This window comes from Cedecea davisae (assembly GCF_044095835.1).
Classification (GTDB): Bacteria; Pseudomonadota; Gammaproteobacteria; order Enterobacterales; family Enterobacteriaceae; genus Cedecea; species Cedecea davisae.
Window position 1 is genome coordinate 1,641,730 of record NZ_CP172054.1, and the last position, 16,730, is coordinate 1,658,459.

The window sequence follows — 16,730 nt, forward strand, 5'->3', positions numbered from 1 at the left end:
GCTAGTCGATCAACACGCCATGCGACTTAAACGGAAAATCTCTCTAATCGTACCCTCGTCATCAAGTTGTCAGGCTGATACAATTCACTACATCTTTTTGTGCAGCCAAACCATCCGTCTGTAAGTGTCGCATCCCCGGAAACGCCATAAACACAGTGTTTCATATCCTTCCCTGAGGCAGGGCAACGGTCGAACCGAACGTTAAAAACAGCGACCATGATTTTGCTGGCTGCTATGAACAATGGGATCAAAACCTGTCTCATTGCGCTTGTGATCAACTTTCTGATGGGGTTGGGTTAATCCCAGCGACAATCAAATCCGAGGTACAGATTCAACCATGTCGTCTCCAAAACTTACACTCTCCCGCCTTGAAAGCCTGCTGTTGACTGCATGTGATGACCTGCGCGGCAATATGGACGCCAGTGAATACAAGGAATATATCTTTGGTATGCTGTTCCTGAAGCGTGCCAGTGACCTGTTCGATCAGCGTCGTGAAGAAATCAGGAAAGAAGGCAAAGCAGCTGGCCTGTCTGACGCGGACATCGCCCTCAACCTGGAAGATCCGGACCAGTATTTCGGCAAATATTTTTACGTTCCGCCGCGTGCGCGCTGGAACGACCCCTGGGTAAATGCTGCGGGCAAGCCTCAGCCTGCGCTAAAACATGTTAAAGACAACGTTGGATCTGCGCTTACCAAGGCTCTGGAAGAACTGGAAGACTGTAACACTGATGCTCTGCAGGATGTGCTTAAGGGCACCATCAACTTCAACCGCAAGATCGGCCAAAACACACTTGATGACGATACGCTGGTTGATTTCATTCAGAACTTCGAAAAGATTCCGCTGCGCGATGACGATTTTGAATTCCCAGACTTGCTCGGTGCTGCCTATGAATGGCTGATTAAGCACTTCGCCGATTCCGCGGGCAAGAAGGCGGGTGAGTTCTACACCCCTGCAGAGGTGGTGCGCATCTGCGTTGAGATTTGTGACCCGCAAGCTGGCATGAGTGTCTATGATCCAACGGTAGGCTCAGGCGGTATGCTGATTCAGGCGCGTGACTATCTGCGTGAGTGCGGCGCGGATGCCAGCGAACTGTCGCTTAACGGACAGGAAAAAATGGGCACCACATGGTCTATCTGCAAGATGAACATGCTGCTGCACGGGATCTCGCACGCCGATATTCGTAATGCCGATACGCTGGTTGACCCGCGGCATAAAGCTGAAGATAACGAACTCAGGCGCTTCGACCGCGTGCTGGCCAATCCCCCGTTCAGCCAGAACTACGCCCGTAGTCAGTCCAAAGACGACGGCACAGGTACTAAGAAAAAAGTCCCCATCGCTTACCCTGGCCGTTTCCACGTGTGGATGCCGGAAAAAGGGAAAAAAGCCGATCTGATGTTTGTACAGCACATGTTAGCAGTGCTCAAAAGCGATGGCCGCATGGCTACCGTGATGCCGCACGGCGTGCTGTTCCGGGGCGGGGAAGAGCGCGAGGCGCGCCAGTATTTTATTGAGCGTGGCTATCTTGAAGCTGTGATCGGCCTGCCCGGCAATCTGTTCTATGGTACCGGTATCCCGGCCTGCATTCTGGTGCTCAACAAGGCGGGTGCAGCAGAGCGTAAGCATGTGCTGTTTATTAATGCCGATCGCGAATATCGCGAAGGCAAGGCACAGAATCACCTGCGTCCGGAAGATATCGACAAAATCGTGCAGGCTTATCGTGCCGGGCAAGATATCCCGGCCTACGCTAAGCGCGTGTCGGTGGCAGATATCAAGGCCGAGGACTACAACTGTAACATCCGCCGCTATGTCGATAACGCCCCGCCGCCGGAACCGCATGATGTTCGTGCTCATCTGCACGGCGGCGTACCGGTGAGCGAGGTGGATGCTCTCGGCCATTTCTGGCACAACTATGCCGGTCTGCGTGAGAGCTGCTTTGTTCCGCGTGACGCCTGCGCGTCTTTAGACGATGGTGCCGTGGCCTATGCCGATTTCTCTGCAGCGCTGCAAGACAAGCGTGCTATTGCCGAACATATTAATAGCCATCCTGGCGTTTCCGAGCGGCAAGCTCAATTTATGGCCGGGCTGCAAAGCTGGTGGCAGCAATACCTGCCCGTGGTTGAAGCGCTGGCACCCGATGCCGACAACCAACAGGCCAGGACCACCAATGTCTATCAGATGCGTGCCACTCTGCTCGATAGTATTGAACGCACTTTTTCCAGCCAGCATCTGCTCAACAACTATCAGGTGCGCGGTGCCTTCGCCAACTACTTCAAACTGCTTGCCTCTGATTTTAAATCCATCGCCGCCAGCGGCTGGGGACCTGAGCTGATCCCCGATCAGGATATCCTGCAAAGCCAGTTCCCGCAGGTGCTGGTCGAACTGGAGCAACAGCATGCTCGTCTGGCTGAACTGCAGGCCCTGTTTGCTGCCGCTGGCGAAGAAGACTTTGAAGACACTGACGATACCGGCGTTCTGCCTGCCGACGAAGTTAAGGCCCTGAAAGCAAGCCTGAAAGAAGCTAAGAGCACAATGAAACTGGCCAAGCGCGACAGCGCCTTTGGTAACTGGCAAAGCCATCAGCGGGAAGTGGTTCGTATTGAAGCACAACTGGCTCGCCATAAAGCGCTGGAAGATGAAGCAAAAATACTGAAGACAGCAATTAAATCCACCGAGTCGAAAAAATATGAACTGGTTGAGCAGGCGCGTCTGAAGATCGGTAAAGATGACGCGAGGAAGGTGATTGTCGAGCGCTTAGGTAAAGTACTGTTCGACAGCTATCGCCAGTATCTGCGCGCCGATCAACGATCCTGCATTGCGGCGATTGAAAATCTGTGGAGTAAGTACGCGGTCACGGCTAAGCAGATTGAGGCAGAGCGTGATGATGCAGCCAAAGCCTTGCAGGCGTTTTTGATGGAGTTGGGCTATGAGTGAACTGCGTTATTCAGCTTGGAAAAAAGTCAGACTTGGTCAGTTAGTTAAGGGATTTAGAGGGGTTTCATATCACCCTGAGGATCTTCTGGCTCATGAATCAGAAACTTCAATTACTTTGTTAAGGTCAACAAACATCCAGAACGGTAGTTTAGTGTTCGATGATGTGCAGTTTGTACCATCTTGGTTAGTGTCTCCAACACAGATATTGAAAAATGGAGACATTGCCGTTTGTATGTCAAACGGGAGCAAAGCCCTCGTTGGAAAGTCAGCCCAGTATCACGATGAAAACGTCACTGTGTTTACGGTTGGAGCTTTTTGCTCAATTTTTAAACCGATTGAAATAGCTGAGGCTGATTTCATTTTCCATTTGTTTCGTAGTCAAACTTATCAGCATAATGTTGACTTGGTATTAGCCGGAAGTGCAATAAACAATCTCAAAAATTCAAGTATTGAAAACATTATTTTTTCTGTGCCAACATGCGGAACGTTACGCCAAAAAATTGCGACAATTCTCACATCAATCGATAGAACCATAGAAAAAACCGAAGCTTTGATCGCCAAATATCAGCAAATCAAGGCTGGTATGATGCACGACCTGTTCACCCGAGGAGTGTTGCCTGATGGCCAACTTCGTCCTTCTCTCAGTATGGCTCCCGAACTATATCAGGAAACGGCGATTGGTTGGATTCCGAGAGAGTGGAAGGTCCCCACTCTCGAAGAATTGCTTGCACCACTACCGAACAATATCCGCAGCGGACCATTTGGTAGTGCCTTACTTAAACATGAACTGGTTGAGAATGGCATTCCATTATTAGGTATCGATAATGTTCATGTAGAGCGCTTTGAACCTGAGTTTCGTCGGTTTGTAAATGAACGGAAATTTAAAGAGTTAGCCAAGTACAGAGTTCGTCCCCGTGATGTGGTCATCACCATTATGGGAACTGTCGGTAGATGTTGCGTCATACCTGATAATCTTGAACTAGGGCTCTCTTCCAAGCACCTTTGGACGATGACATTTGATCTTGAGAAAGTTATCCCTGAATTGATCTGCTGGCAGCTTAATCATTCAGCTTGGGCTAAAGCGTGGTTTCGCCGTGCTATGCAAGGGGGGATAATGGATGCAATTCAGTCCAGTACATTAAAGACTCTGCATTTGCCTGTTCCCGGTATTAACGAGCAAACATTAATTTATGCTCGATATATCAAGATTTCGGAGCAAATTCAGCATGAAAGTTCGCTACTGAAAAAACTCAGAAAACAAAAACAAGGCCTTATGCAAGATCTGCTCACCGGCAAAGTGCCGGTGCAGATTGAGGAACCTAACATAGAGGTAACGGCATGACGCCAGAGCGCCCGGTTTCGATGACACCAATGCCCAGTGACTACGCCGATTGGCTGGTCGACCTCAAGGGCCGTATCCATAGCGCCCAGCAGCGTGCTGTACTGGCGGTCAACCGGGAACTGGTGGGACTGTATTGGCTGATAGGCCGGGATATCCTGGTTCGTCAGGCTGAACAGGGCTGGGGGGCCAAAGTCATTGAACGGCTGGCGCATGATTTACGCGCAGCCTTTCCTGACATGAAGGGATTTTCACCGCGTAACCTCAAATACATGCGTGCTTTTGCCGAAGCCTGGCCGGATGAGGAATTTGTGCAAGCGGTGCTTGCACAATTGCCCTGGTATCACCAGCTAGCCCTGCTGGACAAACTTAAGCGCCCGGAAGATCGTCGATGGTATGCCACCAAAGCTATCGAACACAGCTGGTCGCGCAACATACTGGTGATGCAAATCGAAACCGGTTTGCTGCAGCGTAGCGGTACAGCAGTAACCAACTTCGATATCAGCCTGCCTCAGGCGCAGTCTGACCTGGCTCGGGAGTCACTGAAAGACCCATACCGTTTCGATTTCCTCGGGCTGACTGAGGAAGCACAGGAACGTGAGGTGGAAAACGCGCTGGTAAAACATGTGACCGAGTTTCTGCTGGAGCTGGGCGCGGGCTTTGCCTTTGTCGGGCGACAGGTGCTGCTGGACGTAGGCGGTGACGAGTTCTTTATCGACCTGCTGTTCTACCATCTCAAGTTACGTTGCTATGTGGTAATTGAACTCAAAGGCGGTAAGTTCAAACCCGAGCATCTTGGGCAATTGGGGTTCTATCTAACGGCGGTGGATCGGCAGGTGAAAGACGAGCAGGACAACCCGACCATTGGTCTCCTGCTCTGTAAGAGCAAAAATAAAGTCGTTGCCGAATATGCCTTAGGGGATAAGTCCCAGCCGATGGGTATTGCTGAATACAAGTTAGTTGAATCGCTGCCGGTGGAGTTGCAAACCAGTTTACCCAGCATAGAACAACTGGAGCGGGAATTGGCTGGGAATGTAGAAGGGGATTCTGTATGAGCGAATACAGCGAAGTCGAAAAGCCGTTTCTGCACCAACTGGCTGAACAGGGCTGGACGGTGATCGACCAGGGCAGCGGCATCCCACAGCAGGCGGGTCTCAGCCTGCGCAGCAACTTCCGTAGTTGGCTTTTGCCGCAGGTGTTCGACAACGCTGTGCGCGCCATCAACCGCACTGATGATGGTCGCGAATGGTTAACGGAAAGACAACTGGAAGACATACGTGGCCAACTTCTTCGCCAGCCTAACCGTACCCTATTGGAGGCCAATGAGGCGGTGCAGGCGCTGCTGTTCAAGGCACAGACCGAAAGCAACGAACTGACCGGTGAAACCGATCCGGTTGTGCGCCTGATAGACTTCCACACCCCAGAGAACAATCAATTCCACGCCATCAACCAGTTCCGCATTGACACGCCGGGCTGTGTGAAGGCATTTATCATTCCCGATATTGTGTTATTCGTGAATGGTATTCCTTTGGCGGTGGTGGAATGTAAGAAAGGGTCGGAAACCTGTGCGAACCCGATGCAGGAAGCCTTTGTGCAGTTACAGCGCTATATGGGTCGACGGAAGGAAACGATAAATGCGGGCCTGAAAGAAGGTGAACCACGGCTTTTCCACAGTAACCTGTTGCTGATTCGCAGTTGTGGCCTGGAAGCGGACTACGGCAGCATTACCTCCGGCGAAGAACATTACTACGCCTGGAAGACGCTCTACCCGCAAGATGATGCCGCCCGCGAGGGAATGAATGCCCAGCAGCAACTGATTGCCGGGATGCTGAATAAAACCAATCTGCTACAGATTTTGCGTACCAGTGCGGTGTTTATGGATACCGACGGTGGTCCGCGCGTCAAAGTGGTGTGCCGCTACCAGCAATTTCGTGCTGCAGGCAAGATTATCGAACGTCTGCGTCAGGGCGATACAGCGCTGGAGCGAAGCGGTGTTGTATGGCATACCCAGGGCTCAGGCAAGTCGTTGACCATGGTGTTTTTAGCCCGAACGATCCGTGCCAGTCTCGACCTGAGCGATTACAAGCTGGTTCTGGTGAATGACCGACAGGACCTGGAAGAACAGTTGTGCAGCACCGCGACCCTGATCGGCGGGCGGGTGAATGTGATTGAAAGCCGGCAGGGCTTGCGTGCACATCTTGCTACTGATAGCTCGGACGTAAGCATGGTGATGGTGCACAAGTTCCAGGAGCAAAAGCAGACGTTGACTAATGCGGTCGCCGAGGCGCTGGGCACCTATCTGGCCATCCCCGCAGGTAAGACCTTTGGCGTGGTGAACAGCTCTGAACGCATCATTTTGATGATTGATGAGGCACACCGTACTCAAAGTTCAGACCTTGGTGATAACCTGTTTGAGGCCTTTCCCAACGCGGCAAGGATTGCATTCACTGGCACACCCTTGATTACCGATCGTCATGGCGAAAAGAAAACCCGCAAGCGTTTTGGTGAGTACATCGATACCTACCGGCTGATGGATGCGGTGAACGATGGCGCTACGCTACAAATCCTCTATGAGGGTAAAACCGCTGACAGTGCGCTGAACGAGAAGCATGCTTTTGATACGGCGTTTGAAGATCTATTCAAAGACCGCAGTGATGAGGAGTTGCTGGCGATCAAGAAAAAATACGGCGCTACCGGTGACATTCTGGAGGCAGAAAACCGTATCAACGCCATTGCTCGTGATTTGGTTGCGCACTATGTGGACAACATCCTGCCAAATGGCTTTAAGGCACAGGTGGTGTGCCATTCTAAGCTGGCCTGTGTGCGTTACCGCAACGGTATCGAAGCGGCATTAGCTGAACGAATAGCCAGGGAAGAAGGGCTGACTTTGCCAGATACAGCGTTGATTGAGCGTCTGCGTTTTCTTAAAACTGCGGTGGTTATTTCCAGCGATGGCACTAACGAAGCAGCCTTTATCACTTCTGCGCGCAAACAGGCACAGCGCATGAATGCAGTGGAGAACTTCTGCCGTAGCTTCGATTTGAATGATCCCGACAAAACAAATACCGGCATTGCCTTTCTGATTGTATGCGACATGCTGCTAACGGGCTTTGATGCGCCAATTGAGCAGGTGATGTATATCGATAAAAAATTACGCGAGCACAGCTTGTTACAGGCTATCGCGCGTACCAACCGTGTGAAAAAGGGCAAACAGCGGGGTTACATCGTTGATTATATCGGCCTGGCCAATCACTTGACAGAGGCGCTGACGTTGTACGCCGCCAGTGATGAGTTGCAGGAACTGCACGACGGAATGCAGAATATCACGTCAGAGTTGCCGGTACTGGAGGAGCGCTATCAGCGGTTACTGCAACATTTCAGCGCCCTGGGGATCAGGAAGATTAGGGCCTTCGTTAATGGTGAGTTGCCTAATCTGGATGCTGAGGCAGGCGTCGTACATGAGGCGGTTAAGGCGCTCAAAGATGAGAAAAAACGTGCGGACTTCGAGGTCTATCTCAAAAAGTTTCTGATGAGCCTGGATATCATCCTGCCGCATCACTCTGCCCAAACCTATCGTGTACCTGCAAAAAGGTTCGGTTACATTTTGCAGGTCGCCAGAGAGCGTTATAAGGACACCAGCCTTGACCTTGGGAGTGCGGGTGAAAAGGTGAAGGCCCTGATTAATGAGCATCTAATCAGTCTTGGAATCAACCCGAAGGTACCACCGGTAGAGCTGTTATCAGAAGACTTTCTTGAGAAGCTGGCCAGTCATGCCGGGCAGAACAGTGAAGCCAAAGCGAGCGAGATGGAACATGCTATTCGCAAGCACTGTACTGTCCACCACGATGAGGATCCTGCCTTCTATAGGAGCCTGTCTGAAAAGGTAAATGCACTGATAGAGAAGCATCACGACGAATGGGAATTTCTGGCTGAAAAACTGACTGAGCTACGCAAGGAGGCTATCGCAGGTCGACAGCAAGGTGAAGGGGGGATGAGTAAGGAAGTGACCACTTTTTACCAGCACATTGCTCAGCTTGGCTTTGTCAGCGGTGCTGTTAATGATGCGGATAAGCCCGCGTTCAAGGCATTGATGGGTACCTCGGTGACAATACTGCAAGAAAGCATCGCCAGCATCGACTTCTGGCTGAATCCTGACAAACAAAAACGCGTGCGTGGTTTGATTAAAACCGAGATCGCCAGGACTGGAATCGAGGAGTTGAAGCTGAATCGTGAGCGAGTGGCCGTGGAAATCATGAAACTGGCTAAAAATCGCCATAATGAACTGATTAACATGGTACGGACGGAGGATGCATGATGCAACGCCGGCAGGTTCGCGATATTGAATATCAATTATTGGCAGGAAGCGATCGTCAGACTACCGACATTGTGATTGAACGCAACGGTGCTATTACCGTGCGGCCTCCCCAGCGAATGACACCTGAGCAGGTAGATGAAACCGTGTTCAGCAAGCGCATGTGGATTTACCGTAATCTGGCTGAGTGGCGCGATCTTAATGCTACACGAGTAGTGCGTGAATGGGTTAACGGTGAGACTTTTCTCTATCTGGGAAGCGGCTACCGACTTCAGTTAATCACCGGACAAATTGACGATCTCAAACTTAAGGATGGCCGCTTCTGCATGCGGCGTGAGATTATCGAAGAGGAGGGCTATTCCGCGGCTCACCAGGCGTTCGTACTTTTTTATCAGATGAAAGGTTTGCCTCGTATCCGCAGTCGAGTGGCGTGGTTTGCAGCCAAAGTAGGTGTGAATCCCGGTACAATACAAATTAAGGATCTGGGTTACCGCTGGGCTTCATGCGGCACGAGCGGCGATCTCTATTTCCACTGGAAATGCCTGATGGCGCCGCTAAGCGTCATTGACTATATCATCGTCCATGAGCTTTGCCATCTGCGTTATCGGGATCACTCAGAAGCGTTCTGGAACGAGGTGGACAAGGTATTGCCGGATTATCGCGAAAGAAAAGAGTGGCTCAAAGGCCGTGGGGCTGGATTAGATTTGTGAGAAATTATTCACCTGTCGTTTTATTTGACAATAAATATCTCTCGTTAAATTAAAGCAAAAAGCCCGCTTAAGTTTCCTTAAGCGGGCTTCTCAAATATGGCTCCTCTGACTGGACTCGAACCAGTGACATACGGATTAACAGTCCGCCGTTCTACCGACTGAACTACAGAGGAATCGTGTGAACGGGGCGCATATTAACGGCGGGGGGGCGGGTTGTCAAAGCCTGTTTTGGCGAAATGCGCTCAACTGCCGATTAATCCAGCAAATCAATGAAAAAGGCCGCATTTCTGCGGCCTTTGAGCGGTTACCGGCTGCGCTGAACGCTGACCGGCTCCGTAGCTGAAGCAAGCCAGTGGCGGGTTTCTTCTCCAACGCGAGGGGAGAGCGTCTCGCGCACCTGCCGATGGTAATCGTCAAGCCAGGCTATCTCCTGGGTACTCAGTAAATCAAAATCTACCGCCGCCAGGTCAATAGGGATGAGCGTCAGCGAGGCAAACTTGCAGAAGCCGGGCTGCGAAGCGACGACTTCCACCTGGTTTTCAATACGAATACCGTAATGGTCCGCCAGATAATAGCCCGGCTCGATGGTAATGATGTTGCCCGGCAGCATCGGCCACGGGTTCACCTTTTTCGCCATGCGGTGCGGGTTTTCATGGATCATCAGGCGGTGGCCCACGCCGTGCCCGGTGCCGTGGTCGTAATCCAGCCCCAGCGCCCAAAGCGGGGCGCGGGCAAACGCATCCAGTTGGTGGCCCTGAGTACCCTGCGGGAATTGCAGGGAGATAAGCGCCAGGAAGCCTTTGAGTACCGCGGTGTAATGCAGGCGGCGGTTCGCGTCCAGCTCGCCAAAGCTCAGGGTGCGCGTGGCGTCGGTGGTGCCGTTGAAATACTGGCCGCCGGAATCATTCAGGTAGAACCGATCGCCGGTAAGCGCGAAGTTGGTTTCCGGGGATGAGTGGTAATGGCACATCGCGGCGTTACTGCCCGCGGCGGAAATAGTGCTAAAACTCTGCTCGGTAAAGTTAGCGCTCTGCTGGCGGAAGCCAAGCTGTTTTTCCTGGGCTTCCAGCTCCGTTACAGGGTTGCCTGCGGCCTCGCGCAGCGGAACTTCCCGGGTCAGCCAGGCCAGGAAATTCACCCAGGCTACGCCGTCATCAACGTGGCTGCTGCGGTAGCCCGCCAGCTCGGTTTCATTTTTATTGGATTTGATAAACGTTAGCGGGTCTGCGGCCCATATCACCTCGCCGCCTCCTTGTTCAACGGCGAAGCGAACCGCCACGGGCGCGTAATCGGCGTCAATAAGGATGCGTTTTCCCGCCGCTACCTGCTGGCAGCGCCCGATAAAAGCCTCCATCGGCTGGTGCGTTATCCCTGCCAGCGCGGCGTTATCCAGCCCGTGCAGTTTGGCCGGATCAACAAACCACTCGATGTCGCCGCTGGCGCTCACCAGGGCGAAGGAGTGCGGGACGGGGTTCATCGCAATATCGGACCCGCGCACGTTCAGCAGCCAGGCGATGTTGTCCGGCAGCGTCAGCGCCAGGTAATCGGCACCGGTTTTATTCAGCGCCTGAGCCACGCGAGAGCGTTTTGAGGCAGAACTTTCACCGCTCAATTCCTCCGGCATGGCGCTAATGGCTCCGCAGGGTGCCGCCGGGCGATCGGGCCAGATAGCATCGAGCGGATCGTCATCCACGGCCACCAGGTCGCAGCCGCTGGTACGCAGATTTTCGTACTGGCTGTTTACCATTAGCAGCGGTTCGAAGGCGATACGTTTTCCTGCGGGGAGATTGTCGCGCAGCCAAAGGTGAAGCGGCTCGTCATGCAGATGGTGAATGTCGAACTCCTGCAAATTCACCTGGTGGCGAGCCTGTACCTGGTAGCGGCCATCAACGAATAACAGGGCGCGGTCGGCGAGGATCAGCGCCAGCCCGGCCGAGCCGGTAAAGCCGCTGATAAAGGCCAGTTTATTGTCGTGTGGGGCGCAGTCTTCGCTCTGGTGAGCATCGGCACGCGGGACGATAATCCCGTCCAGTTCGCGCTCCGTGAGCCGCGCACGCAGTGCGGCGAGTGTGGAGGTGTGTTGCATCCAGTTTCCTTATTATTGTTGTTAGCGGAACGGCGGTTCGTTGAAGGTGCGTAGCTTGCGCGAATGCAGCTTTTCACCTTCGGCGCGCAGGAGATCAATGGCCCGAATGCCGATTTGCAGGTGCTCGGAAATCGCCCCTTCATAGAAGCGGTTTGCCTGGCCCGGCAGTTTTATCTCGCCGTGCAGCGGCTTATCGGATACGCAAAGCAGAGTGCCGTAAGGCACGCGGAAGCGGTAACCCTGGGCGGCAATCGTGGCGCTCTCCATATCGATTGCGACCGCGCGGCTAAGGTTGAAACGCAGCGCCGAGGCGGAATAACGCAGCTCCCAGTTACGGTCATCGGTGGTGACCACCGTCCCGGTACGCAGGCGCTGTTTGACCTCTTCGCCCGGCATGCCGCTGACCTGTTTGGTGGCGTCGTAAAGCGCACGCTGTACTTCGGCGATGCTCGGGATAGGAATATCCGGCGGCAGCACGGCGTCGAGCACGTGGTCGTCACGCAGGTAGGCATGCGCCAGCACGTAATCGCCAATCTGCTGGCTCTCGCGCAGGCCGCCGCAGTGGCCAATCATCAGCCAGGCATCCGGGCGCAGTACCGCAAGGTGGTCGCAGATGGTTTTGGCATTGGACGGGCCAACCCCGATGTTGATAAGCGTGATGCCGCTGCCGTTTTTGTCGATCAGGTGCCAGGCCGGCATCTGGTGTTTCTTCCAGGCGAGGTCGGAAATCGCTTCTTCCGGGGCTTCCGTCTCGGCGGTCAGCCAGGTGCCGCCCGCGCAGGAGAGCGCGATATACGGGCTGTCCGGGTCAAGAATTTGCTGGCAGCCCCAGCGCACAAACTCATCCACGTAGCGGGTGTAGTTGGTGAACAGCACAAAGGGCTGGAAGTGCTCAACCGGCGTGCCGGTGTAGTGGCGCAGGCGAGCCAGCGAGAAGTCAACGCGGCGTGCATCAAAGTGCGAAAGCGGCCAGGCCTCGGTCGGGTGGAACAGCCCGTCCGCCGTTTCGTCGCCAATTTGCGCCAGCTCGGTGGTCGGGAAATGGCGCGTCAGCCCCGCGCTCATGGTGCGGTCGAGGTTCAGGCCGTCCAGCACGTACGGGTAAGGGATTTCGTGCTGCGACGGGCCAACTTCAATGTGGACGCCGTAATCTTCGCACAGCAGGCTTAATTGCTCATTGAGGTAGCTGCGGAACAGCGCCGGGCGCGTTACCGTGGTGGTATAGCTGCCGGAATGGGTAAAACGAGCGTAGGAGCGGGTGTTCTTCGGGCCTCTGGGAACGCCGTCCCAGCTTACGCGTAGCTCCGGGTAAACGAACAGGCCGTCGGAGCGGGCGTCAACGTCCGGCAGCGTGCCCTGTTGGGTATAGAGGGCTATTGCATCGCGCAGCGCGGCGACCGAGTTTTCGTACAATTCTTCCAGCTTTTCCAGAGCCTGCGCAGGCGTCAGCCCCTGATTTGCAACGTTATTATCCATTGATTCTCCTTTACCGGTTCAAACCGGGTTAGACCCTCAGTATGTCATGCCGTGGCGAGAACGGAAGGGGAAGACAGCCCGAGTTGTGTGCCTCATAAAAAAATCATCACAAATAGATGAATACCCGGGCAGGCATTGCCGATAACCAAAGTGATACCCGAGGTAAATGGGATAACGACAATAACGAATTGGGGATACACATGGGAATGTTAAAGAACTTTACCGTACGCCGGGTGATGCTTACCGTTTTGGGGCTGTTTTGCCTGCTGTGGTCTGCCGTGGGCGTGTTTACCGTCTATTCGCTGGCTAAGCTCGGTGACGGCAACGCCGTTGACCGTCAGCTGGTGTCCCAGATGACGATTCTAAGCAAGGGTAACGACCAGTATTTCCGTTTTATTACCCGCCTTTCACGCGTTATGGAGGCGAAAGCCGCCGGAGAAGCCACAGATTTTAAGCCGGTGCAGGAAGCGCTGGATAATATGAAAAAAGAACTTGAGCGGCTGAAAAGCGTTTCGCCAGGGCCAATGGACCCGGCAGTTTCTGCCGACGTTATCGACAAGTGGCAGAAGCTACTGGATAACGGCGTGGCCGTTCAGATGCAGCTCGCGCAGCAGGGTTCGGCTGCGGACTATCGCCAGCAGGCAACGCAGGTGACCCCGCCGTTAAGCCGGGCATTTGGTGCCAGCAGCAGTAAATTCACCTCGGTAGCCGAAGAGCGGCTGGACCGCACCAGGGTCGCGGTAGACGGGCTGACGCGCCTGATGAAGGTGACCGTGGTGGTGGCTATCGTGATTGGGCTGCTGATCCTGCTGTTTACCGACCGCTACCTCGTTAACCTGCTGGTCAAGCCTCTGGATCGCATTCGCGAGCATTTTTCGACAATCGCCAAAGGCGACCTGAGCCACCCGATAGAGGATTTTGGCCGCAACTGCGTGGGTAAACTGTTCCCGCTGCTTGCCGAGATGCAAAGCAGCCTGCGCGAGGCGGTTAGCGCTATCCGCAGCGGCACGGAAAACATCTATCGTGGCTCGGCGGAGATTTCCTCCGGCAATAACGATCTCTCGTCGCGCACCGAGGAGCAGGCGGCGGCGCTGGAAGAGACTGCCGCCAGCATGGAACAGCTGACCGCAACGGTGAAATTCAACGCCGAGAACGCCCGCCAGGCCAGCAGCATTGCCGAGAAGGCTTCTCAAACCGCGAGCCGCAGCGGCAAGCTGGTGGGAGACGTGGTGGTCACAATGGAAGGGATTTCCAACAGCTCCAGAAAAATCAGCGAAATCACCAGCGTCATTAACAGCATTGCCTTCCAGACCAACATTCTGGCGCTGAACGCCGCCGTTGAGGCCGCACGCGCGGGCGAACAGGGACGTGGTTTTGCCGTGGTAGCGGGTGAAGTGCGCAATCTGGCTAGCCGTAGCGCAGGTGCGGCAAAAGAAATCGAAACGCTGATTGCCGATTCGGTCAGCCGCGTCAACAGCGGTTCGGCGCTGGTCAACGAGGCGGGCAACACAATGAAAGAGGTGCTTAAGGCGGTGTCCGACACCACGCAAATCATGAAGCAAATTGCCTCCGCGACCGACGAGCAGAGCAAGGGGATTTCGCAGGTCAGCGTGGCCGTCAGCGAGATGGACAGCGTGACCCAACAAAACGCCGCCCTGGTCGAGCAGATTTCGGCGGCGGCGGCGGCGCTGGAAGGCCAGACGGAAACATTGCAGAAAGCGGTTGCCCGCTTCCGCCTCTCCGGGCGTGATGAAAACTTTGTTCCTGAAGCAAAGGTTAAGCCGTTAGCTAAACCCGCCGCAGCGGGCGCGGCGGCGGATGACTGGGTGGCGTTCTAATCTTTAACGGCGGGAAGGGTGCGCATCTCAATTTCGCAGCGCGCTTTTACCGCCTCATGCAGCAGCCGCACCGTGGCAGAGAGCTGTTTGCGGTGCGGGCAAATCAGGTTCAGCGGAATGCTGTCCCCCTCGTACTGGGGCAGCAGCAGCTTTAAGCGCCCGGCCCGCACATCTTCCGCCACATCCAGCCACGATTTATAAGTAATGCCTTCGCCGTGGAGCGCCAGCCGGTGAATAACCTCCGCGTCGTCGCTCATCATCGTCCCTTTTACCGCTACGTGGTGCTTGTTGCCGTGGCGGGTAAACGTCCAGTTGTCATAAACCCGCCCGCGCAAAACGTAGGTCAGCGCGTTGTGCTGGGCTAAATCACTGATGGTTTTTGGCTCGCCGTGGCGTTCAATATAGTCCGGAGAAGCAACGACCACGCGGCGGTTTTCTGGCGCAACCGGGAGCGAAATAAATGAGGCATCGTCGTTGTTGCCGTAGCGGAATGCCACATCCACCGGATCTTTAAAGACATCGGTTATTTGATCGGAAAAGAGGATTTTCAGGCTCAGGGCAGGGTGGCTGCGGCGAAACGCCTGGAACACCGCCAGCAGCATATTGCGCCCGAGGTCGGACGGCACGGCGATTTGCAAAATGCCCCGAACTTCGTCGCTGGGCGGCTGGATCTGTTCATAGCCCGCCTCAAGCGTTTGCAGCACCTGTACCGCATACGGTAGCCAGGCCTCGCCTTCCGGCGTCAGCCTCAGGCTGCGGGTGGAGCGGGCAAACAGGCGAATATTGAGGCTTTGCTCAAGCCGCTTAATGGCGGTGCTGACCTGGGCGGGCTGTAGCCCGGCCTCTCTGGCGGTATCGCTAAAACTGTTTAACGCCGCGGCCCTGACGAACAGAGTAAGGTCTTCCAGCCTGAGCATTTTCACTCTCCGAGTATAAGTGTTGTTTCCTGGCGCCTGTTTTTCGCGTTTAGCGCTCCTTGTACCATGATTTTACTAAATTGATGAACCCATTACCTCGCTGGAGTCGCTATGAAAGCTATCGCTATTACCCGTGCCGCCGAAAACGGCAGCAATCTCGAAGCGCTACAGGATATTACTTTACCCAGGCCTCAGGCTGGCGGCCACGATATTCTGGTAGAAGTTAACGCTATTTCCGTTAACCCGGTGGACACCAAAGTTCGCGCTGGTTATGCGGGCGGCGAGCCTCGTATACTGGGCTGGGACGCCGTAGGCAAAGTGGTTGAAGTCGGCGAGGCCGTAACCCTGTTCCAGCCGGGAGACGAAGTCTGGTATGCCGGGTCTTTGACTCGCCCAGGCAGCAACAGCGAATATCAGCTGGTGGACGAGCGTATTGCGGCGCTGAAGCCTAAGTCCGTTGATAACGCCGCCGCTGCTGCATTGCCTCTGACGGCCATCACCGCCTGGGAGATGCTGTTCGACCGTCTTGGGATTAAGGAGAACGGCAGCGAAAATGACGTGCTGCTGATTGTTGGCGCGGCTGGCGGCGTGGGGTCAATTCTGACTCAACTGGCGCGTAAGCTGACAAAAGCGATCGTTATCGGTACGGCCTCTCGCCCTGAAAGCCAGAAATGGGCCACCGAACTGGGCGCGCATTACGTTATTGACCACGGCAAGCCGCTGACCGAAGAGCTAAAACGCATCGGCATCAAGCAGGTGACTCACGTTGCCAGCCTGACCAATACCGAGCAGCATTACGGCCAACTGATCGAAGCCCTTATTCCGCAGGGGAAATTCGCCCTGATTGACGACCCAGACGCGCTGGACGTTCGTGCCCTGAAAGCGAAAAGCATTTCGCTGCACTGGGAATTTATGTTTACCCGCTCCATGTTTACCACCAGCAATATCATCGAGCAGCATAACCTCCTGACTCGCGTGGCAAATCTTATCGACCAGGGCGTGCTGCGAACCACTCTCGGCGAACATTACGGTACAATCAGCTCCGCCAACCTCAGGCGTGCCCACGAGCTGCTGGAAACCGGCCGTGCCGTTGGCAAAATCGTGCTGGAGGGGTTTTAAC

General features: G+C 54.5%; 10 protein-coding genes and 1 tRNA gene. 7 read left to right on the plus strand and 4 right to left on the minus strand.

All coding sequences use genetic code 11. The features are described from left to right. Positions 1-337: 337 nt before the first annotated feature. Genes ACG1VR_RS08130 through ACG1VR_RS08150 form a run of 5 tightly spaced genes read left to right on the plus strand, consistent with a single transcriptional unit; the run spans position 338 to position 9,293 of the window. Positions 338-2,932 (plus strand): N-6 DNA methylase, encoded by a 2,595-nt coding sequence (locus tag ACG1VR_RS08130; protein WP_395490664.1) that lies wholly within the window; start codon positions 338-340, stop codon positions 2,930-2,932. Further along, positions 2,925-4,274 carry a restriction endonuclease subunit S gene (locus tag ACG1VR_RS08135; protein ID WP_395490665.1) on the plus strand — a complete coding sequence of 450 codons (1,350 nt, stop codon included), beginning with the start codon at positions 2,925-2,927 and terminating at the stop codon, positions 4,272-4,274. Before ACG1VR_RS08130 ends, ACG1VR_RS08135 begins: the two co-directional genes overlap by 8 nt. Then, entirely contained in the window at positions 4,271-5,326 is a 1,056-nt protein-coding gene (locus ACG1VR_RS08140) for a YhcG family protein (RefSeq protein WP_395490666.1), read from the plus strand. Before ACG1VR_RS08135 ends, ACG1VR_RS08140 begins: the two co-directional genes overlap by 4 nt. Then, the gene (locus ACG1VR_RS08145; RefSeq protein ID WP_395490667.1) at positions 5,323-8,586 is read left to right on the plus strand and encodes a type I restriction endonuclease subunit R; all 3,264 of its coding nucleotides are present in this window, start codon (positions 5,323-5,325) and stop codon (positions 8,584-8,586) included. Before ACG1VR_RS08140 ends, ACG1VR_RS08145 begins: the two co-directional genes overlap by 4 nt. Then, positions 8,583-9,293, plus strand: a complete 711-nt coding sequence (locus ACG1VR_RS08150) for a M48 family metallopeptidase (RefSeq protein WP_395490668.1) — start codon at positions 8,583-8,585, stop codon at positions 9,291-9,293. Before ACG1VR_RS08145 ends, ACG1VR_RS08150 begins: the two co-directional genes overlap by 4 nt. A 97-nt stretch (positions 9,294-9,390) precedes the next feature. Here ACG1VR_RS08150 and ACG1VR_RS08155 read toward each other — a convergent pair. The 3 genes from ACG1VR_RS08155 to ACG1VR_RS08165 all read right to left on the minus strand — a co-directional run bounded on the left by ACG1VR_RS08155 (position 9,391) and on the right by ACG1VR_RS08165 (position 12,855). After that, a tRNA-Asn gene (locus ACG1VR_RS08155) sits at positions 9,391-9,466 on the minus strand. Positions 9,467-9,597: 131 nt separating this feature from the next. Continuing rightward, positions 9,598-11,379 carry an aminopeptidase P family protein gene (locus ACG1VR_RS08160; RefSeq protein WP_395490669.1) on the minus strand — a complete coding sequence of 594 codons (1,782 nt, stop codon included), beginning with the start codon at positions 11,377-11,379 and terminating at the stop codon, positions 9,598-9,600. Positions 11,380-11,400: 21 nt separating this feature from the next. Next, positions 11,401-12,855: an AMP nucleosidase gene (locus ACG1VR_RS08165; protein ID WP_016537163.1), complete on the minus strand. Its 1,455-nt coding sequence runs from the start codon at positions 12,853-12,855 to the stop codon at positions 11,401-11,403. Positions 12,856-13,055: 200 nt separating this feature from the next. On the opposite strand from ACG1VR_RS08165, the gene ACG1VR_RS08170 reads away from it, so the two are divergent. Further along, the gene (locus ACG1VR_RS08170) at positions 13,056-14,693 is read left to right on the plus strand and encodes a methyl-accepting chemotaxis protein (protein WP_039898403.1); all 1,638 of its coding nucleotides are present in this window, start codon (positions 13,056-13,058) and stop codon (positions 14,691-14,693) included. On the opposite strand, the gene ACG1VR_RS08175 is transcribed toward ACG1VR_RS08170, so the two are convergent. Continuing rightward, positions 14,690-15,610 (minus strand): LysR family transcriptional regulator, encoded by a 921-nt coding sequence (locus ACG1VR_RS08175; RefSeq protein WP_016537161.1) that lies wholly within the window; start codon positions 15,608-15,610, stop codon positions 14,690-14,692. The genes ACG1VR_RS08170 and ACG1VR_RS08175 overlap by 4 nt on opposite strands. 111 nt (positions 15,611-15,721) lie before the next feature. Here ACG1VR_RS08175 and ACG1VR_RS08180 point away from each other — a divergent pair, with 111 nt between their 5' ends. Next, on the plus strand, positions 15,722-16,729 hold the full coding sequence (locus ACG1VR_RS08180; RefSeq protein ID WP_395490670.1) for a zinc-binding alcohol dehydrogenase family protein: 1,008 nt from the start codon (positions 15,722-15,724) through the stop codon (positions 16,727-16,729). Position 16,730 lies beyond the last annotated feature (1 nt).